The sequence below is a fragment of the Marivita sp. S2033 genome (assembly GCF_046592965.1).
Lineage (GTDB): Bacteria > Pseudomonadota > Alphaproteobacteria > Rhodobacterales > Rhodobacteraceae > Marivita.
In genome coordinates this window covers 766,292-792,488 of the sequence record NZ_JBISBV010000001.1, presented here as the reverse complement: position 1 = coordinate 792,488, position 26,197 = coordinate 766,292, and the positions used below count along the sequence as shown (strand labels likewise).

Genomic DNA, 26,197 nt, shown 5'->3' with positions numbered 1-26,197 from the left:
CTAGACCCCGCTCTCGACCTCCAACGCCAAGGGCGCCGCGGGCGTGGCTTTCAAATCATCCACTTGAAGCGGGCCGCCGGGTTTTGACAACCGGTTGCGCACAACCCAATGAAGCCGCGTCGATGCGCGGGTGATAGCGACATAGGCCAGCCGTTTCCACAGCGGCTGGCCCGCCTCGACCCGCCCCATTCGCGCGGCAGCATATAAATCCGGAGCAAAGACCTGCACCTCGTCCCACTGCGACCCCTGCGCTTTGTGAATGGTCACCGCCGCGCCGTGCAGGAAGGTTGCGCCCATGCGGGCGGCGAAGGGAATAAACGGCTCTTCCTCCCCCGGTTTCTCGATCTTCACGATGGAAGCCGCTGAAACCTGAGGGTCTTCCGCACCCATCACGTGAAGCCTTGAGAATCCCGGCTTTCGCCCCGGACCGAGATAGATCACCTGCGCTCCCTTGATCAGACCCCGCGCCTCGAGATCGAGCCGCTTCTTGCGGTGTTTCAGAGGCAGTTCAAGCCCGTCGCAGATCAGAGGCTCGCCTTCCAAAAGTGAATCCTCAGGTGCGCCATGCACTGCGCGAAAGGCGTGGATCAGGCGAATACGCGTCGCGTTGCGCCAGACAAGCACGGGGGACCGCGCCATCAGGTCCACCTCGACCCGCTGGCCCCAGACCACACGATCGTCAGTCTTTGAAGCCTCTTCGACCATCCGTTCGAAAGCCTCAAAATCCAGTGCGGGGTCGGCGAGCGCGTGCGCCAGATCGAGGATCGGGTTGTCGGCATCCTGCCGGTGAATGCGGCTCAGGTTCATCACCTGAGACGGCTCCAGCGATTCAAACACCATCTTGCCCGATTGGTTAACGGGCGCGAGCTGCGCCGGATCGCCAAACAGCAGCAAATGGGGAAAAATCTCGCGCAGGTCTGCGACCTGACGTTCATCCAGCATCGACGCCTCATCGACAAACCCGATGTCGAGCGGATCCTCACGCCGTTTCCAGCCGGTGATGAAATCCGAACCGCGCAACCCGGCGGCAGCCAATGCAGCAGGGATCGATTTGTGCGTTTCAAAGGACAGTTGGGCCCGCGCCAGCGCCTCGTCTGTCAGCCCCTCAATCTCGGGCCGGTCGTCGTTGCCCATCAGCCATTCCGCAATCCGCTCGTATTCCGGATCATAGACCGGTGTGTACAGGATGCGGTGAATGGTTGTCGCCGGAACGCCGCGCATCCGCAAGACGCTGGCGGCTTTGTTCGTTGGCGCAAGCACCGCCAGAGTGCGCCGATCCTTGCGCCTTCGGCCTTCGTAATCGCCTGAAACGAGATCGACACCCGCGTCCTGCAACGCCTTGCAAAGTTCCGCCAGAAGCAGCGTTTTTCCAGACCCGGCCTTACCGGTGATCGCCATGATCTTGGTCTGACCATCACGCGGCGGCATCAGGTGACCGGTGTCAAGATCGACACCGGCCTCGCGCAGCATGTCTGCGACCTGATCGTGCGCGGCGGCCTGATCGTGCGAATATGTGAGGGCGGGCAATGTCATGCCCGAACCCTATATCGCCCGACAATCAGGCACCAGCGGCAGGCGGTCCATTGTCAGGCATTCCGATCGCTAGGCCGCATGGACCGCAGACTGCGTCACCGAGCTGCCAAAGGCCGCCTCGAACCAACTCCGTGAGTCTGCCAACGAGACGCCAGCGACCTGTGAGACATGCCTTTGCGCAGCTTCGGAAAATTCCCACAGACCGACACTGATCGCCTGACGGCCCTCGCCTTGGGTTCCCAAAACCTCGGGCGCGGCGCCGATCCGGTTGTAGATACGCACCATCCGGGCATCGAACACCCCGACGAAATGGCGAATGTCAAAGCCCTGCATCACCTCGCCTCCAGCCAGCATCAGCGCCGCAGCAGTGCCCGGCTCGGGGTTTCGCGCAAGGCAAAAGCGGGTACATTCCCAGATGAACGGGCTTTGAAACGCCACCCCGTCCGTCAGCGTCAGGAAATGCTCGTTGACCATCGTGCGTCCGGTTGTGGGCAAGAACCGCATCGATCCGCCATGCGTGCCGTCGGGTTTTTCCCAGATCACATACAGTGGGTTGAGATCGTCATATTGATCCCTCTCCTGACCGTTTTTATCAACGCTGACCTCCCATCCCAGCCGTGTTGCGAACTGGTCGGCGCGGTCTTGATACATGGTGCGCGCAAGCAGCGGTGTGGTCGAGAGTTGATCGGCATACAGGTAACGAATCATCAGCACAGTCTCCGTTTGTTGCAAACAGGCTGTGCTTCAAAGGTGAATTGTTTCTTGCCACGGCGACCGATGCCCGTTGCGTGGCGAATTATCGCCGATGCAAAGACAACGCGTCGCTAGACCACGATTTGCCCGCGCGCCATCGCACGCGCGACGGCGTGCGTGGTATTGAGCGCCCCGAGTTTGAACCGCGCGCTTTCGATGTAAACCCGCAAGGTATGCTCTGAAATCGACAAGGTATCAGCCACCTGCGCGCGGCTGTATCCGACAGCCAACAACGTCATCGTTTCCACCTCTCGCGGTGACAGCGGCTGCGTCGGCGCGGGCTTGCGACCGGGTTCAAGATTGAGCGCGGTCTGGTTGAAATAATGCGCCAACAGAATGAGATCGCGCCGGTTGAGCTCTGCGAAACCCGCCCATTCGGCATCATCGCAGCTGTGACTGACTGTAAACAACGCAAATTGCCCGTTCGGCCCGCGGATCGGAATCGAGAACCCCTGATTACCGATACCATGCGCCATCGCGTCTTTCTGAAACGCCCGTGCCGTCTTGCTCGACCAGTCCAGACGTTTCCAGTCAACGGGGTGGAAATGCTGGTAACAGCCCAGCACGACCGGATCTATGCGCAGATAACCCTGGTCCAGATAGCGCTGAACCCATGCCGGATCTTAGGTGCCGCATCCATATTGCTCACCGTTGCCAGACACCCAATGATATACCATGTGATCGACGCTGTAATGATCGCGCAGCCATTCTATGGCAATCTGCAAATCTTCAAGACGTTCGGCGCACTCCAATCGTGCAATCACCCCGTCCAACTGCGGCAGTTTCTCCAAGTAACCCACGGCCTATCCCCTTACCGTGCGACACAAGCTCTGCCCGCGCGACCAGCTGAGTATCGTCCAGCTTGGCAGCCAGCGCTTCGAGGTCGTTTGCAGCTGCAAACGTCCTGAGGTCTGTCAACACGTCTATGATCCAATCATGTCCCATTTCAGCGTCACCTCCAGATAGTTAATAGTTCGTTAACACAACCCTAGCATGTGGTAAAAAAGTGTGAAATTCCCTGATTCCAACTCCCCGAAAATGGGGAAGGGAAAATTTCTATCGCACTGTTTTGACTGCACACGCCTTTTCGAGACGTAAAAACCCTGCGAACCGGAATGGCTCGCAGGGTCTGTCTAACAGCGAGTCGTAAGCGTTTGGTTACGATTTGGCCGCCAGGGCGTCCTCGAACGTGCGCAGCCCGGTTTTGGGTGCCTGAACCAACACCGCCATATTTCCGGGCTTGTGCTCGTTACGCAGCATCTTGGTGTGCGCCTGCGGGATTTCGTCCCAAGGAAAAACCTCGGACATGCACGGGTCAAGCCGCCGTTCGATCATCAGCTGATTGGCCGACGCCGCCTGCTTGAGATGCGCGAAATGCGATCCCTGTAGGCGTTTCTGATGCATCCACATGTAGCGTACGTCAAACGTACAATTGAACCCTGTGGTGCCCGCACAAATCACGACCATGCCGCCTTTCTTGACCACCAGCGTCGAAACCGGGAAGGTCGCCTCACCCGGATGTTCGAACACCATATCGACGTTCTTGCCCTTGCCGGTGATGTCCCAGATCGCCTTGCCGAATTTGCGCGCCTCGGTGAACCACTCCTTGTATTCAGGCGTGTTCACAGTGGGCAACTGGCCCCAGCATTTGAAATCCTTGCGATTGATAACGCCCTTGGCGCCCATCGACATCACGAACTCGCGCTTGTCCTCGTCAGAGATCACGCCGATCGCGTTGGCGCCCGCAGTATTGGCCAATTGGATCGCATAGGAGCCCAATCCGCCGGATGCGCCCCAGACAAGGACGTTCTGGCCCGGACGCAATTCATGCGGCTGATGACCGAACAGCATGCGATATGCCGTCGCCAGCGTCAGCGTGTAACACGCGCTTTCTTCCCACGTCAGATGCTTGGGTCGCGGCATCAACTGCTGTGCCTGAACCCGCGTGAATTGCGAGAACGATCCGTCGTGCGTCTCGTATCCCCAGATACGCTGGCTCGGGCTGAACATCGGGTCGCCGCCGTTGCACTCTTCGTCGTCGCCATTGTCCTGATTGCAGTGGATGACAACCTCATCACCCACTTTCCAGCGCGTGACCTTGTCGCCCACTTTCCAGACGATGCCCGACGCATCCGATCCGGCGATGTGATAGGGCTGCTGGTGTCCGTCGAACGGGCTGATCGGCTGGCCCAGTCCAGCCCAGACACCGTTGTAATTCACCCCTGCCGCCATCACGAGAACCAGGACCTCGTGGCTGTCGATCTGCCAGGTATCGACAACTTCGATTTCGAACGCCTGCTCAGGCTCGCCGTGACGCTCGCGGCGAATGGCCCAGGCATACATTTGCTTGGGAACATAGCCGAGCGGTGGCATTTCGCCGATTTCGTACAGATCTTTTTCAGGCGCGTCATACGCCGCGATGCCGGTTTCCTGGTCCAGAGCCATCGGAGCCTCCTAGAGTCGAGTTACAAGTGTGCCGCAATGCAGAATCGCGGCGTCTGACCCTGAGATATGTGCCGGATTGAAATTATGCAATAAGATTTCAGCCGATTTTGTAATTTTATAACCGAGCAATTGCAGAAATTCCTTCGCGGGCGCAGAAATCAGCTACATCAGATGTTTGATCGAATTCGCATAGAACTGAGCCAGCGCGTATTGTCCATCCGCGATGCGCACTCGCCCCTCCTCCCGGACAACAATCCCGCGCTCTTCCAAGGCGCGTAGTCCGAATTTCACCGCATAATCACAATCGCCACGCGGCAGATGCACCTGCGCGTCGTCCAATGCCGTGACCGCTTCCGCAAAGGCAACACCAAGTTGCGCAGGAGTGACCGCGCCGTCCCGCAGAAGCAGGGTTGTGACCAAGGGCACTGGCAAAACCGGGACCGCATCGGAAATGCGCTGCATGATCATTTCTGAAAGAGCCTCGGTGTTCTCGACACCACCCGCGATGTCACTGAGCAAAACAGGTTCTCCAAAGCTGACCGCAGCGTAGCCGAAGCGGTGGAACCGGCCAGTGACACGTTGCCAGATCTTGCGCAGGATCGCCCGGGACACCACGCTGATCCGCGCCCGGAACTTGCGGTCACCGGTCTCTTGGGCTTTCAGCAGAATGGTGTCTTCCAGCACCCGATCGTAATTCAGCGCGATGGGTACAAAAATCACATCCCGATTGGCGGTGGCCGCGCCCTTCAGGATATAGCTCAGTATCCCGACCTTCGGCTGCGCGAGACTTCCATCAAGGCTCAGCCCTCCTTCGGGAAACACCGCCTGGGTCACACCCGCTCCGGTCGCCTGTTGCACATACCGCGCCAGAACCTTGCGATAGAGATCGTTTCGCGATCTGCGCCGGATGAAATACGCCCCCATCGCCCGGATCAACCGTGACAACGGCCACACCCGCGCCCATTCGCCCACCGCGTAGGACAACGCAGACCGATCCGCCGCAAGGTACGTGACAAGCACATAATCCATGTTGGAGCGGTGATTCATCACGAACACGACCGTTGCATCAGGGTCGATATCGGCCAGCCGCACGTCATGGTGCACCATCCGCACGCGGTACAGCGACGTGCTCAGAAACTTGGCCGCCCGGATGGCAAAGCCGAAATAGGCCCATGCCGAAAACGACGGAACGATCTCGCGCGCATAGCGGCGCGCACGCTCGAAAGCCACGTCCTCGCGCACGCCGGTCGCCTTGGCATGTTCGACGATGGCCTGCGTCACTTCGGGATCATAGACAAGCCGCTGGATCATATCGTGCCGCCTGAGCAGCTTGAATGGCTGGATCGGCGTCTCAAGGCGCGCATTCAGACGCGTCACGGCGCGTTCCATCCGGCGACGAAAGAACCAGCGCACCGAGGGAAACAGGAAATGCGACGCGAACGTCACCGCCGCAAAGAGCACGATCAGAACGAACACCCATAAGGGAAGCGTCACATTGCTTGTCATCGTGTCACTTTCGCAACGTAGCAGCGCCGGGTAAACCACTCATATCTCGCCACCCGGTTGCCGGCGCGCGAAAGTCATGGTCAGCGTCTTGCTAAAATACCCGTTGGGGTTTTCCAAGGCTGCCCGGATGGAATATGCTGTCGCGCAGAAAAACCGCGACGCCGCAGTGCGGCGAATTGACAGCGACACAATCTTTCACATATTCACCTACTGACGCAACATGATTACGCAAACGAATCTCGCCAGTAACGGAGCCACAATGACCGACGCACAGACCCCGCCCCGCGACCGCCCTTGGCTCATCCGCACATATGCGGGTCATTCCACCGCAGAAGCCTCCAATACGCTCTACCGGTCCAATCTCGCACGCGGTCAGACAGGTCTTTCGGTGGCCTTCGATTTGCCCACGCAAACCGGCTATGACAGCGATCACATCCTGTCGCGTGGCGAAGTCGGAAAGGTCGGCGTGCCAGTCAGCCATCTTGGCGACATGCGCATGCTGTTTGACCAGATTCCGCTGGAGCAGATGAACACCTCCATGACGATCAATGCCACCGCGCCATGGCTGCTGTCGCTCTATATTGCCGTCGCCGAGGAACAGGGCGCGGATGTGAGCAAGCTGCAAGGCACGGTGCAGAACGATCTTATCAAGGAATACCTTTCGCGCGGCACCTATATCTGTCCGCCGAAACCGTCGCTCAAGATGATCGGGGATGTGGCCGAATACTGCTACACGCATATCCCCAAATGGAACCCGATGAACGTCTGTTCCTACCATTTGCAAGAGGCCGGCGCGACACCGGAGCAGGAGTTGTCCTTCGCCCTTGCCACCGCAGTAGCCGTGCTGGACGAATTGAAACCCCGCGTTCCCGACGAGGATTTCCCGGCCCTCTGTGGCCGCATCTCCTTCTTCGTCAACGCAGGCATTCGGTTCGTCACCGAGATGTGCAAGATGCGCGCGTTTGTCGATCTCTGGGATGAAATCCTGGAAACCCGATACGGTGTCGAAAACCCCAAATTCCGCCGCTTTCGCTATGGCGTTCAGGTCAATTCCCTTGGCCTGACCGAGCAGCAGCCGGAAAATAACGTTTACCGAATTCTGATCGAAATGTTGGCGGTGACTCTCTCCAAGAAAGCCCGCGCCCGCGCCGTGCAATTGCCCGCCTGGAACGAAGCGCTTGGCCTGCCGCGCCCGTGGGATCAGCAATGGTCGATGCGGATGCAACAGATTCTGGCCTATGAAACGGATCTTCTGGAATATGACGATCTGTTTGAAAACAACCCGGCAGTGGATCGCAAGGTTGAAGAGCTGAAAGATGGCGCCCGGGCAGAATTGGCCAATATCGACAGCATGGGCGGCGCCATCGGCGCAATCGACTACATGAAAGGCCGCCTTGTCGATTCAAACGCCGACCGCCTGAACCGGATCGAGCGCAACGAAACAATTGTTGTCGGCGTCAACAAATGGACCGAGGGCGAACCGTCCCCTCTGCAAACCGAAGACGGCGGCATCATGGTTGTCGATCCGGCGGTCGAGCAACATCAAATCGACCGCCTCTCCAAATGGCGCGCCGAACGTGACGCCGGCGCGGTCCAAGCCGCTCTCGCCGATCTGCGGGCAGCCGCCAATGAGGGGCGCAATGTCATGCCCGCCTCGATCGCCTGCGCCAAGGCCGGCGTGACGACAGGCGAATGGGCTCAGGAAATGCGCAATGTCTACGGCGAGTATCGTGGACCCACAGGCGTGTCCAAAGCCATGTCGAACAAGACCGAAGGGTTGGACGATATCCGCGATGCGGTTGATGCTGTCAGCGACCGACTGGGCCGCCGCCTGAAATTCCTTGTCGGCAAACCGGGCCTTGACGGCCATTCCAACGGTGCCGAGCAAATCGCGTTCCGGGCTCGTGATTGCGGCATGGAGATCGACTATGAAGGCATCCGCCTCACCCCCGACCAGATCGTTGCCGCCGCACAGGAACATGACGTGCATGTGGTCGGCCTGTCTATCCTGTCGGGAAGCCACATTCCGCTGGTCGAGGACATGATGAAAAAGATGGCCGATGCTGGATTGACGCATATTCCCGTCATCGTCGGCGGCATCATCCCCGAGGACGACGCCGCTCGCTTGAAAGCGATGGGCGTGGCCAAAGTCTACACCCCCAAGGATTTCGTTCTGAATACCATCATGATGGATATCGTGACGCTGGTCGATCCTCAGGCCGTCGCGGCAGAGTAAATCCGATGTCCGCATAAGGATCATCATCCTTTTGACCTGACAGTCGAAAGGATGGTGAAATGCAGCTCAAATCAACCGTGAATTGCATTTCGGCGGATATCCGATTGGCCTCACCCGGTTCCTGAATTGACATAATCTGAAACATCTTTATCTCTCGATTGGAATTGCACACCTGCTGGAGGGAAATATGGCGATTGATGTGAATGACATGTCGAAAGACGAATTGAAAAAGCTGATCAACGATGCTGAAAAAGCTTTGAAATCTCTTGAATCTCGCCGCAAGGCCGAAGCCAAGAAAGCGGCGGAAAGCGCTGCGAAGGAATACGGTTTTTCGTTGGATGAATTGCTCGGTGCTGCACCCAAGAAGGGGTCCAAAAGTCCGCCCAAATATCGCAATCCAGCAAATGCCGATCAGACCTGGACGGGCAAGGGCCGCAAACCCAATTGGCTAAACGACGCTTTGGCCGACGGCAAATCGCTCCAAGATCTGGCGATCTGACATGACGGTCCACATCGGTGCCAAAGCGGGTGATATCGCTGAAATCGTTCTCATGCCCGGCGATCCCTATCGCGCGAAATGGGCGGCAGAGACCTTTCTTGATGACGCCAAACTGATCAACGAAACGCGTGGGATGTTGGGGTTCACCGGCACCTGGAAAGGCCGGCGCGTCACCATTCAGGGCTCCGGAATGGGAATGCCGTCGCTGTCGATCTATGCCAACGAGTTGATCCGCGATTACGGTGCAAAGACGCTGATCCGCATCGGGTCTTGCGGCGGGATGCAGCCTCAGGTCGGTATTCGCGATGTTGTTCTGGCAATGACGGCAACCACTCTGTCCACGCCGTCACGCGGCATCTTCAAGGAATTGAATTTCGCCCCGTGTGCGGATTGGGGCTTGCTCCGCGCCGCGTTCGACGCGGCCGAGGCGAAAGGCGTGAAAACCCATGTCGGCGGGATCTATTCGTCGGATGTCTTTTACGACGAACGCCCCGATCTGAATGAACAGATGACCCGTCACGGGATTCTCGGCGTCGAAATGGAAGCGGCTGAACTTTACAACCTTGCCGCGCGCCATTCGGTTCGCGCCTTGGCCGTTCTGACGGTTTCGGACCATTTGCAAACCGGCGAAGCCCTGCCCGCAGAGGACCGCGAGCGCAGCTTTGGTGATATGATCGAGATCGCCCTGACCGCCGCGTTCGCCTGAATTCGATCACCGCCCGTGACTTCGGTCATATCCGTTTACGGGCGGTGATACCCACCCCTGAAGCGCACCGTCTTTGGGGCGCAGCACATCAACCCGAAGCGGATAACACGCGGCAACGTCGCTGGTGTGCTCAGACGAACAGTCACCGCCGGGACAGGCGGACAAAGCGCCGAGCAAATCAATCTCCGCAAAAAACGTCAAATGATCGCCGGGCCGCACCGGGCTGGCTTTCATGAAATACTGCCCCGTGTCACGTGTGAATCCGGTACACATGAAGATGTTCAACACATCATGCACATGCCACTCTGCCTCTGACAACGACACGCCAGTCGCGTCCGCCAGCGCCCGTGTGAGGTTGGAGTGGCAGCAATGATGGTACTGTGATCCAGACAAGAGTGTGCCGGTATAAGGGTCACACCGCGTGCCGATCACGTCATGCACCGATCCGCCAAAACGGTCGATCCCATACCAATCGAGACTGTCCTCAACGATTGTCGCGAGGGGTCGCAAGGTCGGAAACGACGACCAAAGCCGCTCTCCCGTTGTGACATGCGTTCCATGTAGCGCACGCGTCTTGCCGGAATAAAATCGCTCGCTCAGATCTTCGGCATTCCACAGGTTCAAATCTCCGACCTGCGGCCCCTCGACACTGACGATGCGAAAGAAACTCCCCGCCGGAACGCGAAAGCTGCACGCATCACGCGGCGGTGCGACCACGGTTTCCACGATTTCCGCACTGGCCAAAGCACGCGCATAAGTCGCCATATCAGGGCGAGGCAACGTGTCATTCGGATAGCAGATCACCGGCGCCACCGCGCGGCGCGCATCGGCGTCGTCTGGAATCCTCGTCATGCTCTTTCCCTGTCATCTGCCAAGCAAGGAAGCGCAGATCGCATCTGATGGCAAGCATCGTTCAGGCGAAAGAATGGATGTATTTTTCAAGAGAAGAACGCGGTTGCGTTCACGGCGTTTCAATCAATATGCGCTGAACTCACCGCGCGGTAGAGGCTGGAGAGCCGATCAACGCCGGAGCGTGGTAGGCTGGACCCCTGGCTTCTTTTCTTTGCCAAATACTCAAATAACTCTCCGGCGCGCGCCTCCCCTCGCGCGCCAGAGACGGGAACCTTCAGATCGCGATCACGTCCAGCGGCGGAAAGCCGTTGAAGCCGACCGACGAATAGGTCGACGTATACGCCCCACAGTTGCGGATCACGATACGGTCCCCGGATTGCAACCCGAGCGGCAATTGCACGGGCTGCTTTTCGTATAGCACATCGGCGCTGTCACAAGACGGGCCGGCCAGAATGCACGCGCCCGTCGGCTCGTGGTCACGCTCGGTGATGAACTGATAGCGAATGGCTTCGTCCATCGTCTCGGCAAGGCCCGAGAATTTGCCGATATCAAGGTAAACCCAGCGGTGCAGGTCATTGTCGGATTTCCGCGACACCAGCAGCACCTCGGCGGCAATGGCCCCCGCATCAGCCACAAGACCACGCCCCGGCTCTGCCATGATCGATTCAATATCGCCGAAACGGGCATGGATCAGACGCATGACGGCCGCCGCATAGTCCTGAGGCGCATCAACTTCCTGACCGTAGAATGCCGGGAAGCCACCACCGATATTCAACAGGCTGGGCGCGAAGCCTTGCGCTTTCAGTCCGTGCCAAACCTCGGCCACCTGATCCAGCGTCTCTGTCCACATCTCGGCGCGGCGGGTTTGCGACCCGACGTGGAACGAAAGACCAACCGGAACCAGGCCCAGAGACACCGCATACGCAAACAGCGCCGGCGCTTTTTCAAGTGCACAACCGAACTTGCGCGACAGCGGCCAATCGGCCTGCAAAGAGCCCACGATCAGGCGGATGTAAACCTGCGCGCCCGGTGCGTGAAGCGCCAGCTTTTCAAGCTCTTCTTCGGAATCCGCTGCAAAATGCGTGATGCCCGCGCCGTGCGCCCATGCGATATCCGATGCACGCTTGACGGTGTTGCCAAAGGAAATGCGCGATGCATCCGCACCCGCGGCAAGGCACATCTCGATCTCGGCGCGCGATGCGGCATCGAAATTGCTGCCCGCGTCTGCCAGGGTTTTCAGGATCTCGGGCGCCGGGTTGGCTTTCACTGCAAAGTGCACACGCGCACGGCCGAGCCCTTGCGACAGGGCGGCATAGTTGCGCGCAACAGCCTGCGTGTCGATGACCAGCGTCGGACGCTCGAACCGGGTATTCAGGATATAGGTTTCTGCGCGGGATACAGTCGAGAAGGCACAGGCCTGAAGCCCGTTTACGTATGCGTTCATGGTCATCTCCAATAGACCCGGCCATATATGACCGCTCACTTCCAAGGGAGACGTTACCGTCGCTACGTAAACCGCGTGGGTGCTAAAGCCCACCTCGCCAGAGGTGCGTGCGTTGGCGTCTGTAATCGCGCATATGGGGCCGAACCGGATTCGGCGCAACAAGTTTTTTGCGACAAATGAAAATTTATTCCGGGGTGGTTCTGTCGTTGCGTAAACACACCAAGGGGCTGGACTGCGAGGCAGTTTCGGCCCCGCAAAAGGCACATCGCCACTGTCCGAGCTGCACCTGCCGCCAACGACATTCCCGCGTCAGGGTTGTCGTCTTGCGCCGCCAGAACAGATAGGCCAGCACACCCAGCAAGAGAAGAATGAGAAAGATGGGCATGGCTCCCGTTTAATGGCACGATCCGAGCGCCTGCAATGGCGTCTGTCGGACATGCGTCACTATTGCGCCATCGAAACGATCATTGAAGCAACGTATCAGAGCGGCGACAACATAAGGTCACTTGGCCCACGATCTACAAGAAACCCGAAGAACGTGGTTCGTCGCAAACCGTCGAAGGCTCCTTTTCGGTTTACCTACCGGCGGAATAGGATCGCGAGTCACCCAATTGCCAAATGCCCCGCGAGACCAAGCATGAAGCCCATGACCGCTCCCATTGGAGGGGCCCAGCGTTGGGCAATCGGCACCTGCGGCGCGATATCTTCGAACAGCAGGTAAAGAATACCGCCAGCCGAAAACAGCATGATCGCGCCCAGCACGGCTTGCGCTTCACCGAGTATGGTCAGACCGACCACAGCCGCAACTGCCCCCGCAGGCACCATCGCGATGAACACAGCGAGAAGCTTGGGATTCCGCTTCTTTGTGGTCATCTCATTCCACGCATTATAGCCTTCGGGCAGGTTTTGCAGCGCGATCAGCCCCGCCAATAGAAGGGCCACGCTGCTTTGTCCGATCATCATGGCCCCGAGCGCCATCGCCTCGGGAATGTAATCAAGCATCATCGCCATGAATTGCGCCAAACGCCCTTCTCGCCGTGACAACAGGTGATCGAGAAACCCGAACACCAAACCTCCGGCCCCGAAGGCCAGAAGGGATGGCACCGCGGGCAGGCGGTCGATCCCTTCGGGAACCAGAACGAGCGCAATCGCAGACAGCAGCGCGCCGCCCCCGAATGCGATGATCGCGTGCTGGAATTCCTTGAGAAACCGGTGCGGCACAAACCGCTCCCGTCCCGCCAGGTACGCTCCCAGCGGGATCGCGCTTCCTGCCAGCGATGTCAGCAGGATCACTTTGATCAGATCAGACATCGTTGGAGGCTAGACGCGCCGTTCCACCATCAGTTTCTTGATCTCTGCAATCGCCTTGGCGGGGTTCAATCCCTTGGGGCAGGTCTTGGTGCAGTTCATGATCGTGTGGCAACGATATAGCTTGAAAGGGTCTTCCAGCTCGTCAAGACGCTCGCCCGTTGCTTCATCGCGGCTGTCGATGATCCAGCGATAGGCATGAAGCAGCGCCGCTGGCCCGAGATAGCGATCGCCGTTCCACCAATAGGACGGGCAGGCCGTCGAGCACGACGCGCACATCACACACTCATATAGTCCGTCGAGTTTCTTGCGGTCCTCGATGGATTGCTTCCATTCCTTTGCCGGGCGGTTCGTCTTGGTCTCCAGCCACGGCATGATGGAGGCGTGCTGGGCGTAGAAATGCGTCAGGTCGGGGATCAGATCCTTGACCACCGGCATATGCGGCAGCGGATATATCTTCACATCGCCCTTGATCTCATCAAGGCCGTAGATACAGGCCAGCGTATTGATCCCGTCGATGTTCATCGCGCAGGATCCGCAGATGCCTTCGCGACAGGACCGGCGGAATGTCAGCGTCGGGTCAATCTCGTTCTTGATCTTGATTAGCGCGTCCAAAACCATCGGCCCGCATTTGTCCATGTCGACAAAATAGGTATCAACCTGCGGGTTCTGGCCGTCGTCGGGATTCCAGCGATAGATGCTGAATTTCCGCACATTGGTCGCACCTTCGGGTTTTGGCCACGTCTTGCCGGTGCGCATTTTCGAATTCTTGGGGAGCGTCAGTTGAACCATGTCTTTCTCCTAACGAAGCAGGGCCGGCAGGCCATTGGCCGCCAGACAAGTCAAAGTCTCGGGTTGCGAGACGATATCGGTCACGATCTGCACCGTGCTTTGGGTTGTGCCAGCCACGCTATCAACCGCCAGAGCGCGGATTTGCACCGCACTGGCATTGTAGATCACGCAGTTCAACGTCGGCTCCAGCGGCACGCCGGGAAAGCGCTCCACCAGCACAGGCGTTATGGCCGACCGTGCCGCCTCCCGCGCGATCTGGTCCTGCTGCTGGACAGAGCAGGCAGACAAAAGCACGACAGAGGCGAGCACCAACCGCATCAGAACGTCCGTTCTTTCGGCGCGATCTTCTTGAGCGAGATACCACCTTCGGCTTCCGTCGAGAGCGGATCTGTCACCACCGGACGGTAGCTGAGATCAACCGAGTTGCCCTCGACCCGCGCGATAGTATGAACCCGCCAGTTCTCGTCGTCCCGCGTGCTGAAATCCTCATGCGCATGCGCGCCGCGGCTTTCCTTGCGCGCCTCGGCCCCGGTGATTGTCGCCAGCGCGTTGGGCATGAGGTTGGTCAGTTCCAGCGTTTCCATCAGATCCGAGTTCCAGACAAGGCTGCGGTCGGTCACTTTGAGATCGTCCAGCTTGGCGGCAATCGCCGTCATCTTGTCCAGACCCTCTTTCATCGTCTTGGCCGTACGGAACACGGCGGCATCGGCCTGCATGGTTTTCTGCATCTCAAGCCGCAGCTCGGCAGTCGGAACGCCGCCATTGGCGTTGCGCAACCCGTCGAACCGCTCAAACGCCTTGTCGACGGACGCCTTGTTCGTCGCAGGCACGGCGCTTTCGGGGTCAACGACCTTGCCCGCCCGGATCGCGGCCGCACGGCCAAAGACCACAAGGTCAATCAGCGAATTCGACCCAAGCCGGTTCGCGCCATGCACCGACGCACAGCCCGCCTCGCCCACGGCCATCAGGCCCGGAACAACCTTGTTCGGCTCATCCTCGGTGGGGTTCAGCACTTCGCCCCAATAGTTCGTCGGAATACCGCCCATGTTGTAATGCACGGTCGGCAGAACCGGGATCGGCTCCTTGGTGACATCGACACCGGCGAAAATCTTGGCACTCTCGGAAATGCCGGGCAGACGTTCGGCAAGCGCCTCTTTCGGCAGATGCGACAGGTTCAGGTGAATGTGATCCGCCTCGTCCCCGACACCGCGCCCTTCGCGGATTTCCATGGTCATGGACCGCGAAACGTAATCGCGCGGCGCGAGGTCTTTATAGTTCGGCGCATAACGCTCCATGAAGCGCTCGCCCTCGGAGTTGGTGAGGTAACCCCCTTCGCCGCGTGCGCCTTCGGTGATGAGACAACCAGAGCCATAGATGCCGGTCGGGTGGAACTGGACGAACTCCATGTCCTGAAGCGGCAGCCCTGCCCGCGCCACCATACCGCCGCCGTCGCCGGTGCAGGTATGGGCCGACGTAGCGCTGAAATAGGCACGGCCATAGCCACCCGTCGCCAGCACGACCATCTTGGCATTGAACACATGCATCGTGCCGTCATCAAGCTTCCAGCAGACGACGCCCGTGCAGCGCCCATCGTCGGACATCACCAGATCAATGGCGAAATACTCGATGTAGAATTCCGCGTTGTTCTTCAGCGATTGTCCATAAAGCGTATGCAGGATCGCGTGCCCCGTACGGTCCGCCGCCGCACAAGTACGCTGCACGGGCGGGCCTTCGCCGAATTCTGTCGTGTGGCCGCCAAAGGGGCGCTGGTAGATCTTGCCCTCTTCGGTGCGCGAAAACGGCACGCCGTAATGCTCCAGCTCATACACCGCCTTGGGCGCCTCACGCGCGAGGTATTCCATCGCGTCTGTATCGCCCAGCCAGTCCGAGCCCTTGACGGTGTCATACATATGCCACTGCCAATGGTCCGGCCCCATGTTCGACAGCGACGCCGCGATGCCGCCCTGCGCCGCGACCGTGTGCGAGCGTGTCGGGAACACCTTGGTCACGCACGCCGTGCGCAACCCCTGCTCGGCCATGCCCAGCGTGGCGCGCAAACCCGCGCCGCCCGCGCCGACGACCACGACGTCATAATCATGCGTCTCGTATTCGTATGCAGCCATAATCCTGGAAACTCCGTCAAAGGGCCATTTTGGCGATTGCAAAAACGCCAACGGCAGCCGCGCCGTAGCTTACGCATGTCATGCCGAGGATGATGATCTTCCCGGCCAAGCCATGCACATAGTCCTCGATTAGGACCTGAAAACCGTCATTGAAGTGTTTGAACCCCACAAGCAGCGTCAACGCCGCCACGATCGCGGGGAAAGGCCGCGAATAATAGGCCAGAACGTCCTCGTAGGACGAGCCAAGCACGTTGCCAAAGGTAAACACGAAAAATGGAATGAGGATCAGCAAGGCAATCGACGATTTCTTCATCGCCCAGAAATGCTCGGTTCCCGATTGTGCAGAGCCCAGTCCCTCGGCACGCTTGCGGTCAGTCAAAAAAGCCATGTCTCGCGCCTCACCAAACCAGAACAACAGTCAGTACGGTCAGAACGACCGACCCGATAATCACGATCCAGCCCAGCGTTTCGGCCTGATCGATCTCCAGCATCTTGGCATTGTCCCAGATAAGATGCCGCACACCGGCCAGCGTATGATACCACAGCGCCCAGACCGACAGGAACAGCACCAGATCGCCGAACCAGCTTGTTACAAATCCGTTTGCCGTCGCGAACGCCTCTGGTCCAGTCGAGGCCGCGATCAGCCACCAGACGATCATCAGCGCCGCAACGATCATCGCGTTGCCGGTGATGCGCGTCAGGATAGAGGTCATTGAGGTCAGTTGTGGTCGGTACACCTGCAAATGCGGTGACAGCGGGCGATTGCCCCGATTGACGTCAGCCATGTCTGAGTCCTTTCGTGTTCCTGCACGTGGTTCTATTCTTTTTTACAACGGTGTCACGAGACAGGACCGCGCAGTTTGGTCATTTTATCACCGGAATCGCAAATTTCGAGGCGATGTGATCACACTTTTACAGCGTGTGATCACACAAATTCACCCTGTCGTTTCGCAGTTTTTCACTCAGGTTTTCTCCAACGATCCGCGCCAGTCCATCTTCACCTTCACACCGGCATCAGTGCCCAATAGTCGAGATCGAGCAGCACATGCGGCAGATACTTGCCGTCCTCGCCTTTCAACTCGAATGATTCAGCCTCCTTGGTTGCCACCAGCCGCAACCGCACCGCGCCGACGCCGGGCGCATCGGTTTCTGCCTTGTCGAGCACCTCGGACCAGGCGCGCACCGTGTCACCGCTGAAACACGGGTTCGCATGTGCTCCGCCATTCAGCCCGACGATCATCTGCGCATTCGCCAGCCCGTTGAACGACAACGCCCGCGCCATGCTGATGATGTGCCCGCCATAGATCAGCCGCTGCCCGTCGGGCCGGAACGTGGCGTCGAAATGCACCTTGGCGGTGTTCTGCCAAAGCCGCGTTGCCATCATATGCTCGGCTTCCTCGATCGTCACACCGTCCACATGGTCGATCTTCTCACCGATCTCGTAATCGCCCCAGCGATGCGGCTCGCCAGCCAGTTCGAAATCGTATCCGGTGAAATCAAGCCCCTTCGGGATCACCAGATCAGACGCCGAAAGCGCCGGTTTCAACTCCGGCACCACCGTTTCCGGCGCGGCCGCCTCAACATCACGCTTGCGCACCATGACCCAGCGCACATATTCCAGAACCAGTTCGTCATGCTGGTTCATCCCGCGCGTGCGAACCCAGACAACACCAGTCTTGCCGTTCGAGTTCTGCTTGACACCGATCACCTCGGATTCCGAGCGCAACGTGTCACCCGGCCAGACCGGCGTGATCCAACGCCCTTCGGCATATCCCAGATTCGCCACCGCGTTCAGCGAGACATCCGGTACGGTTTTCCCAAACACCACATGGAACGCGATCATGTCATCAAGCGGGCTGAACGGCAGGCCGCAATCCTGCGCGAACTGATCCGACGAATAGAGCGCGTGACGCGCCGGATAAAGCGCGTGATAGAGCGCCCGCTCTCCCATCTTGACGGTCCGCGGCACCGCATGGCGGATCACCTGCCCGACAGCGTAATCCTCGAAAAAACGGCCAGCATTGGTCTTGGTCATAACGTCTCTTTCTTACGCAACAGCTACTGCGCACCCAGTTTCATGTCGGGGCTGTAGGGCGTGTCGATCTCTTTCGTCACCGCCTGCCCGCAACGCATCACGCCATTGGCCTGATCGAACGCATAGGTCGGCGTGCCATAGAGCTCCCATCCCTTGCTCAACGCTTCGGACACCTTGTGGCAAAAGGCCGATGTATCGTCCTCGGTCAACAAGCGGTAAATCTTCATGTCATCCTCCAAACGGCGAAACGCCAAGCCACAGGTGAATAAGGGAAATCACGACATAGGCGACGATGGTGATGACCACCAACAGAACGTCCTTCTTCGCATCCCCCGGCGGCGGGCGATCCCAGACCGGCTCGGCGCGGTTGATCACGATCACCTCGGCCACGGCCCAGGCCAGAAGACCGCCGAACAGGATGATCGACGCCAGATCGCCGTTCACCAGCAAATGCGCGACGGCCCAGATCTTGACCGCCGTCAGCTGCGGATGCCGCATCTTGCCGCGCAACCGCCCCGTGGTCGCGCTCATCCCGAACACGAAAATCGCCACCAGCATCAGCAGGTTGTTGATATGTGTCAGGAAACTGGGCGGATACCAGACCGGAATGAAATCGGCCTTCCAAAAGCCCCAGATCATCAGAACAAGGCTGAGGCCCAGCGCCGCGGCCACAATGCCGCGTCCTGAATCACCCATCGCGGCCCGTCGCTCCGGCGCCACGCGCTTGAACAAATGCGCGCCCGTCCAGATGAGCAGTCCCAGTATAAGAAGTCCGATCATGGCTTACCCCGCTTCGATCGCGTCTATCGCCTCTGCTTTTGCCAGTATTTCACGCGCCGTGGCAACGTGAAGGTTTTCGACGATCTTGCCGTCCACCACGGCAACCCCCTGCCCCTCTGCCATCGCTTCTTCGAAGGCAGCGATCTGGCGGCGTGCAAGATCAATCTCCTCAGACGTGGGGGCAAAGGCGGTATTGGCGATGTCCACCTGCGCTGGATGGATCAACGTCTTTCCATCAAACCCCATGTCGCGCCCTTTCGTGCATTCGGCGCGCAATCCGTCTTCGTCCTTGAACGCATTGTAGACGCCATCGACGATCACCAGCCCCTCGGCCTTGGCCGCAAGCAGGCACAGCGACAGCGAAGCAAGCATCGGCATCCGGTCGGCCCTGAACCGCGATTGCAGCTCCTTGGCCAAGTCGTTGGTCCCCATCACCATCCCGGCCAGTTTCGGATGCGCCGCAATCTCGGCAGCGTTCAACATGCCCCTTGGCGTCTCCATCATCGCCCAGATCGGCAGGTCGCCGGTGATCTTGGCCAGCGCATCCAGCTGCGCCGCGCTTTCCACCTTCGGCAACAAAACCGCGTCACAATCCATCTTGGTGACCGCTTCGGCATCGGCGTGCCCCCATTCGGTGTCCAGCCCGTTGATCCGCACGATCCGCACCCGCGCGCCATAGCCACCCGCACCAAGCGCCTCCGCCAGCGTCGCACGCGCGCCCGGCTTTTCATCAACCGACACTGCATCTTCCAGATCGAAAATGATCGCATCCACCGGCAGGCTGCGCGCCTTCTCCAACGCCCGGTCTTTCGATCCGGGGATATAAAGAACCGAGCGATAAGGGCGGCTGCGCATGTCCATGACGGTCTCCTGAGTGATTGGTGCGAAATAATGTTGCGCTGCACAGGTACATTTTTAGCCAAATAGTGCAAGACCAGATGTGCCGCAGTGCAGAAAAAGCGCCCCGTAAGGTTAGCCGCCCGCGCCGTTAACCATTTGGTAGGCATCGCGTCTCACCCTTTGGGCAACAGGTCATCAAACCATAAGAGGCATCGCCAATGACACCGAAACTCGCCGTTCTCGCCACCGCTCTGCTTCTGGCCATACCGCACGAAAGCAACGCACAGGAAACCTGCGCCCCGCGCGCGCAGGTTCTGGAGCGGCTGGCGGACATCTACAGTGAAACCCGCCAGTCCATCGGTCTGGGCCAGAACAACACGCTGCTCGAAGTGTTCGCCTCAATGGATACCGGCAGCTGGACAATCACAGTCACTTCGCCCTCGGGCGTGACCTGCCTGATCGCCAGCGGTCTCGCATTCGAAACACTGGCCGAAACGCTCCCCGTCCCGACCAAAGACGCCTGAGCCCCCGCAGAATCGACACCGCGTCGGCACGCAGTGACGCCGGACATGACCTCCGAGAAACGCCGGTGCAGTCACCTCAAACGGACGCGACGCAAAAAACGGGCCCGCTGCTCAAGGCCGAATTCAAACACTAACCTGTGGGAAACTCCCGACTTAATCGAACTTTGCCACAATCACGCAAATAACCGCTTCGCTCCGCCGCACTTGCGAAAGCCGGGCAGTCGGACTAGCACATCGCAAAATTCACATCGGACCGGAGACAGTTTCCATGGCCAGACCAAAGATTGCCCTCATCGGCGCAGGACAGATCGGGGGCACGCTCGCGCACCTCGTGGCACTGAAAGAATTGGGTGATGTTGTGCTCTTCGACATCTCCGAAGGCATCCCCGAGGGCAAAGCGCTCGACATCGCTGAATCCGGCCCCGCCGAGGGTTTTGATGCGACTCTCAAGGGAACCCAGGATTACGCCGACATCGCAGGCGCGGATGTCTGCATCGTCACCGCCGGTGTTCCCCGCAAACCGGGCATGAGCCGCGACGACCTTCTTGGCATCAACCTCAAGGTGATGAAATCCGTCGGCGAAGGCATCGCCGCCAACGCACCGGATGCGTTCGTGATCTGCATCACCAACCCGCTCGACGCGATGGTCTGGGCGCTTCAGCAGTTCTCGGGCCTGCCCACCGAAAAGGTCTGCGGCATGGCCGGCGTACTCGACAGCGCCCGTTTCCGCCACTTCCTCAGCCTCGAATTCGACGTCTCGATGCGCGACGTCACCGCCTTCGTTCTCGGCGGCCACGGCGACACGATGGTGCCGCTCACCCGCTACTCGACAGTCGCGGGCATCCCGCTGCCCGATCTGGTCAAGATGGGCTGGACAACACAGGACAAGCTTGACGCCATCGTCCAGCGCACCCGCGATGGCGGTGCGGAAATCGTCGGCCTGCTGAAAACCGGCTCGGCCTTCTACGCGCCGGCAACCTCTGCCATCGAAATGGCCGAAGCGTATTTGAAAGATCAGAAACGCCTGCTCCCCTGCGCAGCCCATTGCGACGGCGAATTCGGCCTGAACGGTTTTTACGTTGGCGTCCCCACCATCATCGGCGCTGGCGGTATCGAAAAGGTCGTCGACATCAAGCTGACGAAAGACGAGCAAGTCATGTTCGACAACTCCGTCAACGCGGTGAAAGGCCTTGTCGAGGCATGCAAGGGCATCGACGACAGCCTCGCGTAAATACAGATTACGTCACGGAAAAAAAACGCAGCGGCCCAGCGTCGCTGCGTTTTTTTATGATTATCCTGACGCGCGACGATGATTGTTCAACCCGCAGAATAGATCTAGCGTGCGGCTGTTGCCGCGCCCTTTCACTTCAAGAGGCTTCTTCCTTGATTACGTTCGAACAGACGCTGGACGCGTGTGACCTGGACATCATCAAATCGCTCGATGTCACATGTTTCAGCACGGAAGATGTCGTCAATCTCATCCTGCAAAGATCAGAGATCATCCGTGATCAACCGCGCCCCGGAAAGGTCACCAAGGCGTGGGCCGAGGGTGATTCCGGCCCCGCATTGGCACTGGTCGACAAAATGCGAGACGATCTGATCCGTCGCGCCGCGAGCGTCATCTGGCTGGAGTATCAAGAGATCAAACCAGCCATCGACAGGTTAAGCCCGAAATCGACCGCAGATATCGGATGCGGTTATGCAATTTTCGATCTCTTTCTGTGGCAAGACCACCCCGGTCGTCTTCTACTGATCGACCTGGAACACAGCGAAGACCGGCATTTCGGATTTCGTGAGGAAGGGGCCGCTTATTCCAATCTTGGCGTCGCCCGTGCCTTTCTCGAGGCAAATGGCGTGGCGAAAAAAGATATCGTTTGCATAAACCCAGAGAAAGAGGCCGTCTCTGACCAACCCCCGGTCGATCTTGCCGTGAGCTTTATCTCTTGCGGGTTTCACTATCCATGCGACACCTACATGACATTCTTTGAAGATGGAGTGTCGCCCGAGGGTGCCGTTATTCTAGATCTCCGGGCGCGCCGGGCCGAACCGGGGATCAAAGCCCTCGGCTCGATTGGCAAAGTGTCCACGCTGACCGACTCCGCCTACGGAAACGCAAGACGCGTCATGATGAAAAAATCTGCCTGACATCTCACTGCTGCCAGGTCAGCGCACGCTTTTTTTGTATCTAACGCACCGGAACCGGGCGGATCAGCCCCGTGAGGTCGGCGATATCAGAGAACACCCGGCTGCCCTCATGCACCAGCGACCGGTCCATCATGTCGGTGTCCAGAACCGCCCGATAGTGCTTTGCGCCCCCCGCATGCTGCCCGCGCCGGGCGATATAGGCGACGCCCGCCTGCCCGCGTGTGAACGGGTAGTGCAGAAATCCCGCGATGCTTTCGGAAACCGGCAAAATCCGGTTCACCTTGTGCGCGCCGCCGTTGAATCGCAGGCCCCGTTGCCAGCGCAACAACCCGAGTTTTGTCATATTGAGCGTTCCGGAAAACTGCGCTCGGGCAAACCGATCAACGATCCTGCGCCCCATTGACGACCGCGCGCGGATCGGTTGGTCCAGCCCGACCCGGTTCTGCAATACCCAGCGGCTCAATCGGCCCGCTCCGTCAAAAAGCCCGCCACGCTGCAACCTGTCCCGTGGCCCGCCGTGAAAGGCAATCGGCGGCGTTGGAAACCGACGGATCGCCCGCCCCATCACGCTGCGCATCGCATACGCGTCGGGACCGTCAAAAAGCGTGAACCGTTTGCCCAATGCCAAATCCTCACCGACAGGATGCACATGATCGCGCAGCGGCTGGTCGCCATACATATCAATCATCAACGTTGCGACCGCTTCGGCCCCTTCGGCTTCAAGCTGCGCGATATAGTGCGCAAGTGTGTCGGCTCCGGCATAGACAAAATGCTCGTCCAGATCGGGAACAAGGCACCACCGAGCATCCCCATAGGCATCCAGCAACTCCGAGCGCCAGACGGCCTTGTCCTCGCGGTAGGTTGAACCGGCAACCGGGCGAAACACCGTCACATCGGGCGCGTCCGCCAACAGCTCGGCCGTGCCGTCCGTCGATCCATCATCCACGATCAGGAACGAAACTGGCCCCAATCCACGGTAGTGCGACAGGAAATCCTGCACGATGTTGGCCTCATTATGGAGCAGCGACACGACTGGCAAAGCCGTCGCATCGAAAACGTCGGAACCATAGCGTTGCAGCGTTTTCATGGCGATCCGGACCTTTGTTGCGAATGGCGCTTTGAGTAGTTTAAAGCCAGTCTGCGGACAAGCGGCCAATGTCCGGGGTTGATCGTACATGAACTCGGGTCGTCTTTTCCCCGATGCGATGCACCCGCGAAAAAACCGACACGCTCTGGGAACAACTCCTGAAAGCGCTTTATCTCCGAAAGGAATCGGCCTTCTGTCCGTTCTCGCAGTGCGGTATCTACGTGCGAAGGAGTATTTGTGATCACACGATTTTTGCCTGTGATCACAAATGTCGCTTTTTGGGCCGGTTTCCGCCTCTGCGGCAAAAAGGCCCTTAATTCCATACTGTATACAATCGTATATCAACGCCAACCGCAGCAATGAACGGGACAGTGTACCGATGAACATCCACGAGTATCAGGCGAAAGCCCTGCTACGCAGCTACGGCGCTCCGGTGTCGGATGGCCGCGTGGTTCTCAAGGCCGAAGAGGCCAAGACCAAAGCTGGCGAAATGGACGGACCGCTCTGGGTGGTCAAGGCACAAATTCACGCCGGTGGGCGCGGCAAGGGCACGTTCAAGGAAGACAGCGCTGGCGAAGCCGGTGGTGTGCGTCTTGCCAAGTCGGTGGAAGAAGCCGCCGAGGAAGCCAAGAAAATGCTGGGCCGCACGCTGGTCACCAAGCAGACCGGCGACGCCGGCAAGCAGGTCAACCGCATCTATATCGAAGATGGCTCGGGCATCCAGACCGAGATGTACCTCGCCCTTCTCGTGGATCGTCAGACATCGCGCGTGTCCTTTGTCGCCTCCACCGAAGGCGGCATGGACATCGAGGAAGTGGCCGAGAACACGCCTGACAAGATCCTGTCCTTCAGCGTTGATCCCGCCACCGGCTACCAGCCGTTTCACGGCCGCCGCATCGCCTTCAACCTCGGGCTGGAAGGCAAGCAGGTCAAACAATGCGTCGCGCTGATGGGCACGCTTTACAAGCTCTTCGTCGAAAAAGACATGGAGATGCTCGAGATCAACCCGCTGATCGTGTCCGACGAGGGCGATCTGAAATGCCTCGATGCCAAGATGGGCTTTGACGGCAACGCCATCTACCGCCACCCCGACATTGCCGAGTTGCGCGACACCACCGAAGAAGACCCCAAAGAGCTTGAGGCGTCCAAATACGACCTCAACTACATCGCTCTGGACGGTGAAATCGGCTGCATGGTGAACGGCGCGGGCCTTGCGATGGCGACGATGGACATCATCAAGCTCTACGGCGCCGAGCCTGCCAACTTCCTCGACGTGGGCGGCGGCGCGACCAAGGAAAAGGTCACCGAGGCGTTCAAGATCATCACCTCCGATCCGCAGGTCAAGGGCATCCTCGTCAACATCTTTGGCGGCATCATGCGCTGCGACGTGATCGCGGAAGGCGTGATCGCCGCGGTCAAGGAAGTCGGTCTCAAGGTGCCGCTGGTAGTGCGTCTGGAAGGCACGAATGTCGACAAGGGGAAAGAGATCATCTCGAACTCCGGCCTCGACGTCATTGCCGCCGACGACCTCAAGGACGGCGCGCAGAAGATCGTGAAGGCGGTTAAGGGCTGATGTGTAGGGTGCGTGATTTCACGCACCTTTGTGACGGAATTTCAGGTGCGTGAAATCACGCACCCTACATAGGAGAACGCCACATGGCAGTCCTCATCGACGAAAACACCAAAGTCATCTGTCAGGGTCTTACCGGCTCTCAGGGCACCTTTCACACCGAACAGGCGATCGCCTATGGCACCAAGATGGTCGGCGGCGTGACACCGGGCAAGGGCGGGATGACGCATCTTGACCTGCCGGTCTTCAACTCGGTCCACGAGGCCAAGCACCAGACGCAGGCCAATGCTTCGGTCATCTACGTCCCGCCGCCCTTCGCGGCGGATTCGATCCTCGAAGCGATCGACGCCGAGATGGAAGTGATCGTCTGCATAACCGAAGGCATCCCGGTGCTCGACATGATGAAGGTCAAGCGCGCGCTGGAGACCTCGAAATCGATCCTGATCGGCCCGAACTGCCCCGGCGTCATCACGCCCGATGCGTGCAAGATCGGCATCATGCCCGGCCACATCCACCGTCGCGGCAGCGTCGGCGTGGTGTCGCGCTCGGGCACGCTCACCTATGAGGCGGTCAAGCAGACCACCGATGTGGGACTGGGACAGTCCACCTGCGTCGGCATCGGTGGTGATCCGATCAAGGGCACTGAGCATATCGATGTGCTTGAATGGTTCCTGGCCGACGACGAGACCGAGAGCATCATCATGATCGGCGAAATCGGCGGCTCTGCCGAAGAGGAAGCCGCGCAGTTCCTGGCCGATGAGAAGAAGAAGGGCCGCTGGAAGCCCACGGCCGGTTTCATCGCCGGGCGCACCGCTCCTCCGGGCCGCCGCATGGGCCATGCCGGCGCCATCGTCGCCGGTGGCAAAGGTGGCGCTGACGACAAGATCGAGGCGATGAAATCCGCCGGGATCACCGTTGCCGAAAGCCCCGCCAGCCTTGGCGAAGCGGTTTTGGAGGCGATCAAGGGCTGATACAGGCCCCGCCACTTGCACAGGGTGGGTAAATTGCCCACCCTGTTG

The 26,197-nt window shown here is 59.1% G+C and carries 25 protein-coding genes and 1 pseudogene; 8 read left to right on the top strand and 18 right to left on the bottom strand.

Going from position 1 to position 26,197, the window contains the following annotated elements; all coding sequences use genetic code 11:
- The 5 genes and pseudogenes from ACGKZZ_RS03820 to ACGKZZ_RS03800 all read right to left on the bottom strand — a co-directional run bounded on the left by ACGKZZ_RS03820 (position 1) and on the right by ACGKZZ_RS03800 (position 6,237).
- Positions 1-1,533: an ATP-dependent RecD-like DNA helicase gene (locus ACGKZZ_RS03820; RefSeq protein ID WP_411222108.1), complete on the bottom strand. Its 1,533-nt coding sequence runs from the start codon at positions 1,531-1,533 to the stop codon at positions 1-3.
- Between the two features lie 69 nt (positions 1,534-1,602).
- Positions 1,603-2,241: an acyl-homoserine-lactone synthase gene (locus ACGKZZ_RS03815; RefSeq protein ID WP_411222107.1), complete on the bottom strand. Its 639-nt coding sequence runs from the start codon at positions 2,239-2,241 to the stop codon at positions 1,603-1,605.
- A 116-nt stretch (positions 2,242-2,357) separates the two neighbouring features.
- Positions 2,358-3,038 (bottom strand): annotated as a pseudogene (locus tag ACGKZZ_RS03810) (helix-turn-helix transcriptional regulator).
- A 406-nt stretch (positions 3,039-3,444) separates the two neighbouring features.
- Positions 3,445-4,731 carry a crotonyl-CoA carboxylase/reductase gene (gene ccrA / locus ACGKZZ_RS03805; protein WP_411222106.1) on the bottom strand — a complete coding sequence of 429 codons (1,287 nt, stop codon included), beginning with the start codon at positions 4,729-4,731 and terminating at the stop codon, positions 3,445-3,447.
- A 162-nt stretch (positions 4,732-4,893) separates the two neighbouring features.
- Positions 4,894-6,237, bottom strand: coding sequence for a 1-acyl-sn-glycerol-3-phosphate acyltransferase (locus tag ACGKZZ_RS03800; RefSeq protein ID WP_411222105.1), 1,344 nt, complete (start codon positions 6,235-6,237; stop codon positions 4,894-4,896).
- 259 nt (positions 6,238-6,496) lie between these two features.
- On the opposite strand from ACGKZZ_RS03800, the gene ACGKZZ_RS03795 reads away from it, so the two are divergent.
- The 3 genes from ACGKZZ_RS03795 to deoD all read left to right on the top strand — a co-directional run bounded on the left by ACGKZZ_RS03795 (position 6,497) and on the right by deoD (position 9,678).
- Positions 6,497-8,473 carry a methylmalonyl-CoA mutase family protein gene (locus ACGKZZ_RS03795; RefSeq protein ID WP_411222104.1) on the top strand — a complete coding sequence of 659 codons (1,977 nt, stop codon included), beginning with the start codon at positions 6,497-6,499 and terminating at the stop codon, positions 8,471-8,473.
- 187 nt (positions 8,474-8,660) lie between these two features.
- Positions 8,661-8,972 (top strand): H-NS family nucleoid-associated regulatory protein, encoded by a 312-nt coding sequence (locus tag ACGKZZ_RS03790; protein WP_411222103.1) that lies wholly within the window; start codon positions 8,661-8,663, stop codon positions 8,970-8,972.
- A 1-nt stretch (position 8,973) separates the two neighbouring features.
- Entirely contained in the window at positions 8,974-9,678 is a 705-nt protein-coding gene (gene deoD / locus ACGKZZ_RS03785; protein WP_411222102.1) for a purine-nucleoside phosphorylase, read from the top strand.
- Positions 9,679-9,684: 6 nt separating this feature from the next.
- Here deoD and ACGKZZ_RS03780 read toward each other — a convergent pair whose 3' ends face one another.
- The 12 genes from ACGKZZ_RS03780 to ACGKZZ_RS03725 form a co-directional block, all read right to left on the bottom strand.
- On the bottom strand, positions 9,685-10,530 hold the full coding sequence (locus tag ACGKZZ_RS03780; protein WP_411222101.1) for an urea carboxylase-associated family protein: 846 nt from the start codon (positions 10,528-10,530) through the stop codon (positions 9,685-9,687).
- A gap of 274 nt (positions 10,531-10,804) precedes the next feature.
- The gene (locus ACGKZZ_RS03775) at positions 10,805-11,974 is read right to left on the bottom strand and encodes a type III PLP-dependent enzyme (protein ID WP_411222100.1); all 1,170 of its coding nucleotides are present in this window, start codon (positions 11,972-11,974) and stop codon (positions 10,805-10,807) included.
- 603 nt (positions 11,975-12,577) lie between these two features.
- Positions 12,578-13,285 carry a ZIP family metal transporter gene (locus tag ACGKZZ_RS03770; RefSeq protein ID WP_411222099.1) on the bottom strand — a complete coding sequence of 236 codons (708 nt, stop codon included), beginning with the start codon at positions 13,283-13,285 and terminating at the stop codon, positions 12,578-12,580.
- A gap of 9 nt (positions 13,286-13,294) precedes the next feature.
- Positions 13,295-14,074, bottom strand: coding sequence for a succinate dehydrogenase iron-sulfur subunit (locus ACGKZZ_RS03765; protein ID WP_411222098.1), 780 nt, complete (start codon positions 14,072-14,074; stop codon positions 13,295-13,297).
- A gap of 9 nt (positions 14,075-14,083) precedes the next feature.
- Positions 14,084-14,392: a hypothetical protein gene (locus tag ACGKZZ_RS03760; protein WP_411222097.1), complete on the bottom strand. Its 309-nt coding sequence runs from the start codon at positions 14,390-14,392 to the stop codon at positions 14,084-14,086.
- A complete protein-coding gene (sdhA, locus tag ACGKZZ_RS03755; RefSeq protein ID WP_411222096.1) occupies positions 14,392-16,197 on the bottom strand; it encodes a succinate dehydrogenase flavoprotein subunit in 1,806 nt (601 codons plus the stop codon). The genes ACGKZZ_RS03760 and sdhA overlap by 1 nt, the downstream gene beginning before the upstream one ends.
- 16 nt (positions 16,198-16,213) lie before the next feature.
- Positions 16,214-16,585 carry a succinate dehydrogenase, hydrophobic membrane anchor protein gene (gene sdhD / locus ACGKZZ_RS03750; protein ID WP_411222095.1) on the bottom strand — a complete coding sequence of 124 codons (372 nt, stop codon included), beginning with the start codon at positions 16,583-16,585 and terminating at the stop codon, positions 16,214-16,216.
- Positions 16,586-16,595: 10 nt separating this feature from the next.
- Positions 16,596-16,982 carry a succinate dehydrogenase, cytochrome b556 subunit gene (gene sdhC, locus ACGKZZ_RS03745; RefSeq protein WP_411222094.1) on the bottom strand — a complete coding sequence of 129 codons (387 nt, stop codon included), beginning with the start codon at positions 16,980-16,982 and terminating at the stop codon, positions 16,596-16,598.
- Between the two features lie 218 nt (positions 16,983-17,200).
- On the bottom strand, positions 17,201-18,232 hold the full coding sequence (locus ACGKZZ_RS03740; RefSeq protein WP_411222093.1) for a MaoC family dehydratase: 1,032 nt from the start codon (positions 18,230-18,232) through the stop codon (positions 17,201-17,203).
- A gap of 23 nt (positions 18,233-18,255) precedes the next feature.
- On the bottom strand, positions 18,256-18,459 hold the full coding sequence (locus ACGKZZ_RS03735) for a DUF1737 domain-containing protein (RefSeq protein WP_411222092.1): 204 nt from the start codon (positions 18,457-18,459) through the stop codon (positions 18,256-18,258).
- A 1-nt stretch (position 18,460) separates the two neighbouring features.
- A complete protein-coding gene (locus tag ACGKZZ_RS03730; protein ID WP_411222091.1) occupies positions 18,461-19,012 on the bottom strand; it encodes an NnrU family protein in 552 nt (183 codons plus the stop codon).
- 3 nt (positions 19,013-19,015) lie between these two features.
- A complete protein-coding gene (locus ACGKZZ_RS03725; RefSeq protein WP_411222090.1) occupies positions 19,016-19,873 on the bottom strand; it encodes an HpcH/HpaI aldolase/citrate lyase family protein in 858 nt (285 codons plus the stop codon).
- Positions 19,874-20,070: 197 nt separating this feature from the next.
- Between ACGKZZ_RS03725 and ACGKZZ_RS03720 the strand changes: the two genes are divergently transcribed.
- The 3 genes from ACGKZZ_RS03720 (at position 20,071) to ACGKZZ_RS03710 (ending at position 22,521) form a co-directional block, all read left to right on the top strand.
- Positions 20,071-20,376, top strand: a complete 306-nt coding sequence (locus ACGKZZ_RS03720; RefSeq protein ID WP_411222088.1) for a hypothetical protein — start codon at positions 20,071-20,073, stop codon at positions 20,374-20,376.
- Positions 20,377-20,644: 268 nt separating this feature from the next.
- Positions 20,645-21,607, top strand: a complete 963-nt coding sequence (mdh, locus tag ACGKZZ_RS03715) for a malate dehydrogenase (protein WP_411222087.1) — start codon at positions 20,645-20,647, stop codon at positions 21,605-21,607.
- Entirely contained in the window at positions 21,577-22,521 is a 945-nt protein-coding gene (locus ACGKZZ_RS03710; protein WP_411222086.1) for a class I SAM-dependent methyltransferase, read from the top strand. The genes mdh and ACGKZZ_RS03710 overlap by 31 nt, the downstream gene beginning before the upstream one ends.
- Before the next feature lie 40 nt (positions 22,522-22,561).
- On the opposite strand, the gene ACGKZZ_RS03705 is transcribed toward ACGKZZ_RS03710, so the two are convergent.
- On the bottom strand, positions 22,562-23,608 hold the full coding sequence (locus ACGKZZ_RS03705; RefSeq protein WP_411222085.1) for a glycosyltransferase family 2 protein: 1,047 nt from the start codon (positions 23,606-23,608) through the stop codon (positions 22,562-22,564).
- A gap of 379 nt (positions 23,609-23,987) precedes the next feature.
- Between ACGKZZ_RS03705 and sucC the strand changes: the two genes are divergently transcribed.
- Both sucC and sucD read left to right on the top strand, forming a co-directional pair.
- Entirely contained in the window at positions 23,988-25,181 is a 1,194-nt protein-coding gene (sucC, locus tag ACGKZZ_RS03700; protein WP_411222084.1) for an ADP-forming succinate--CoA ligase subunit beta, read from the top strand.
- A gap of 83 nt (positions 25,182-25,264) precedes the next feature.
- Positions 25,265-26,149: a succinate--CoA ligase subunit alpha gene (gene sucD / locus ACGKZZ_RS03695; RefSeq protein ID WP_411222083.1), complete on the top strand. Its 885-nt coding sequence runs from the start codon at positions 25,265-25,267 to the stop codon at positions 26,147-26,149.
- Positions 26,150-26,197: the final 48 nt, after the last annotated feature.

Bases quoted from the DNA above. Each gene is read 5' to 3' on its own strand.
- mdh (WP_411222087.1), top strand. From the start codon at position 20,645: ATGGCCAGACCAAAGATTGCCCTCATCGGCGCAGGACAGATCGGGGGC.
- sucD (WP_411222083.1), top strand. From the start codon at position 25,265: ATGGCAGTCCTCATCGACGAAAACACCAAAGTCATCTGTCAGGGTCTT.
- ACGKZZ_RS03780 (WP_411222101.1), bottom strand. From the start codon at position 10,530: ATGACGAGGATTCCAGACGACGCCGATGCGCGCCGCGCGGTGGCGCCG.
- sdhD (WP_411222095.1), bottom strand. From the start codon at position 16,585: ATGGCTTTTTTGACTGACCGCAAGCGTGCCGAGGGACTGGGCTCTGCA.
- ACGKZZ_RS03720 (WP_411222088.1), top strand. From the start codon at position 20,071: ATGACACCGAAACTCGCCGTTCTCGCCACCGCTCTGCTTCTGGCCATA.
- ACGKZZ_RS03790 (WP_411222103.1), top strand. From the start codon at position 8,661: ATGGCGATTGATGTGAATGACATGTCGAAAGACGAATTGAAAAAGCTG.
- sucC (WP_411222084.1), top strand. From the start codon at position 23,988: ATGAACATCCACGAGTATCAGGCGAAAGCCCTGCTACGCAGCTACGGC.
- ACGKZZ_RS03760 (WP_411222097.1), bottom strand. From the start codon at position 14,392: ATGCGGTTGGTGCTCGCCTCTGTCGTGCTTTTGTCTGCCTGCTCTGTC.
- ACGKZZ_RS03740 (WP_411222093.1), bottom strand. From the start codon at position 18,232: ATGACCAAGACCAATGCTGGCCGTTTTTTCGAGGATTACGCTGTCGGG.
- ACGKZZ_RS03770 (WP_411222099.1), bottom strand. From the start codon at position 13,285: ATGTCTGATCTGATCAAAGTGATCCTGCTGACATCGCTGGCAGGAAGC.
- ACGKZZ_RS03775 (WP_411222100.1), bottom strand. From the start codon at position 11,974: ATGAACGCATACGTAAACGGGCTTCAGGCCTGTGCCTTCTCGACTGTA.
- sdhA (WP_411222096.1), bottom strand. From the start codon at position 16,197: ATGGCTGCATACGAATACGAGACGCATGATTATGACGTCGTGGTCGTC.
- ACGKZZ_RS03735 (WP_411222092.1), bottom strand. From the start codon at position 18,459: ATGAAGATTTACCGCTTGTTGACCGAGGACGATACATCGGCCTTTTGC.
- ACGKZZ_RS03710 (WP_411222086.1), top strand. From the start codon at position 21,577: ATGCAAGGGCATCGACGACAGCCTCGCGTAAATACAGATTACGTCACG.
- sdhC (WP_411222094.1), bottom strand. From the start codon at position 16,982: ATGGCTGACGTCAATCGGGGCAATCGCCCGCTGTCACCGCATTTGCAG.
- ACGKZZ_RS03795 (WP_411222104.1), top strand. From the start codon at position 6,497: ATGACCGACGCACAGACCCCGCCCCGCGACCGCCCTTGGCTCATCCGC.
- ACGKZZ_RS03705 (WP_411222085.1), bottom strand. From the start codon at position 23,608: ATGAAAACGCTGCAACGCTATGGTTCCGACGTTTTCGATGCGACGGCT.
- ccrA (WP_411222106.1), bottom strand. From the start codon at position 4,731: ATGGCTCTGGACCAGGAAACCGGCATCGCGGCGTATGACGCGCCTGAA.
- ACGKZZ_RS03725 (WP_411222090.1), bottom strand. From the start codon at position 19,873: ATGGACATGCGCAGCCGCCCTTATCGCTCGGTTCTTTATATCCCCGGA.
- ACGKZZ_RS03765 (WP_411222098.1), bottom strand. From the start codon at position 14,074: ATGGTTCAACTGACGCTCCCCAAGAATTCGAAAATGCGCACCGGCAAG.
- deoD (WP_411222102.1), top strand. From the start codon at position 8,974: ATGACGGTCCACATCGGTGCCAAAGCGGGTGATATCGCTGAAATCGTT.
- ACGKZZ_RS03820 (WP_411222108.1), bottom strand. From the start codon at position 1,533: ATGACATTGCCCGCCCTCACATATTCGCACGATCAGGCCGCCGCGCAC.
- ACGKZZ_RS03800 (WP_411222105.1), bottom strand. From the start codon at position 6,237: ATGACAAGCAATGTGACGCTTCCCTTATGGGTGTTCGTTCTGATCGTG.
- ACGKZZ_RS03815 (WP_411222107.1), bottom strand. From the start codon at position 2,241: ATGATTCGTTACCTGTATGCCGATCAACTCTCGACCACACCGCTGCTT.
- ACGKZZ_RS03730 (WP_411222091.1), bottom strand. From the start codon at position 19,012: ATGATCGGACTTCTTATACTGGGACTGCTCATCTGGACGGGCGCGCAT.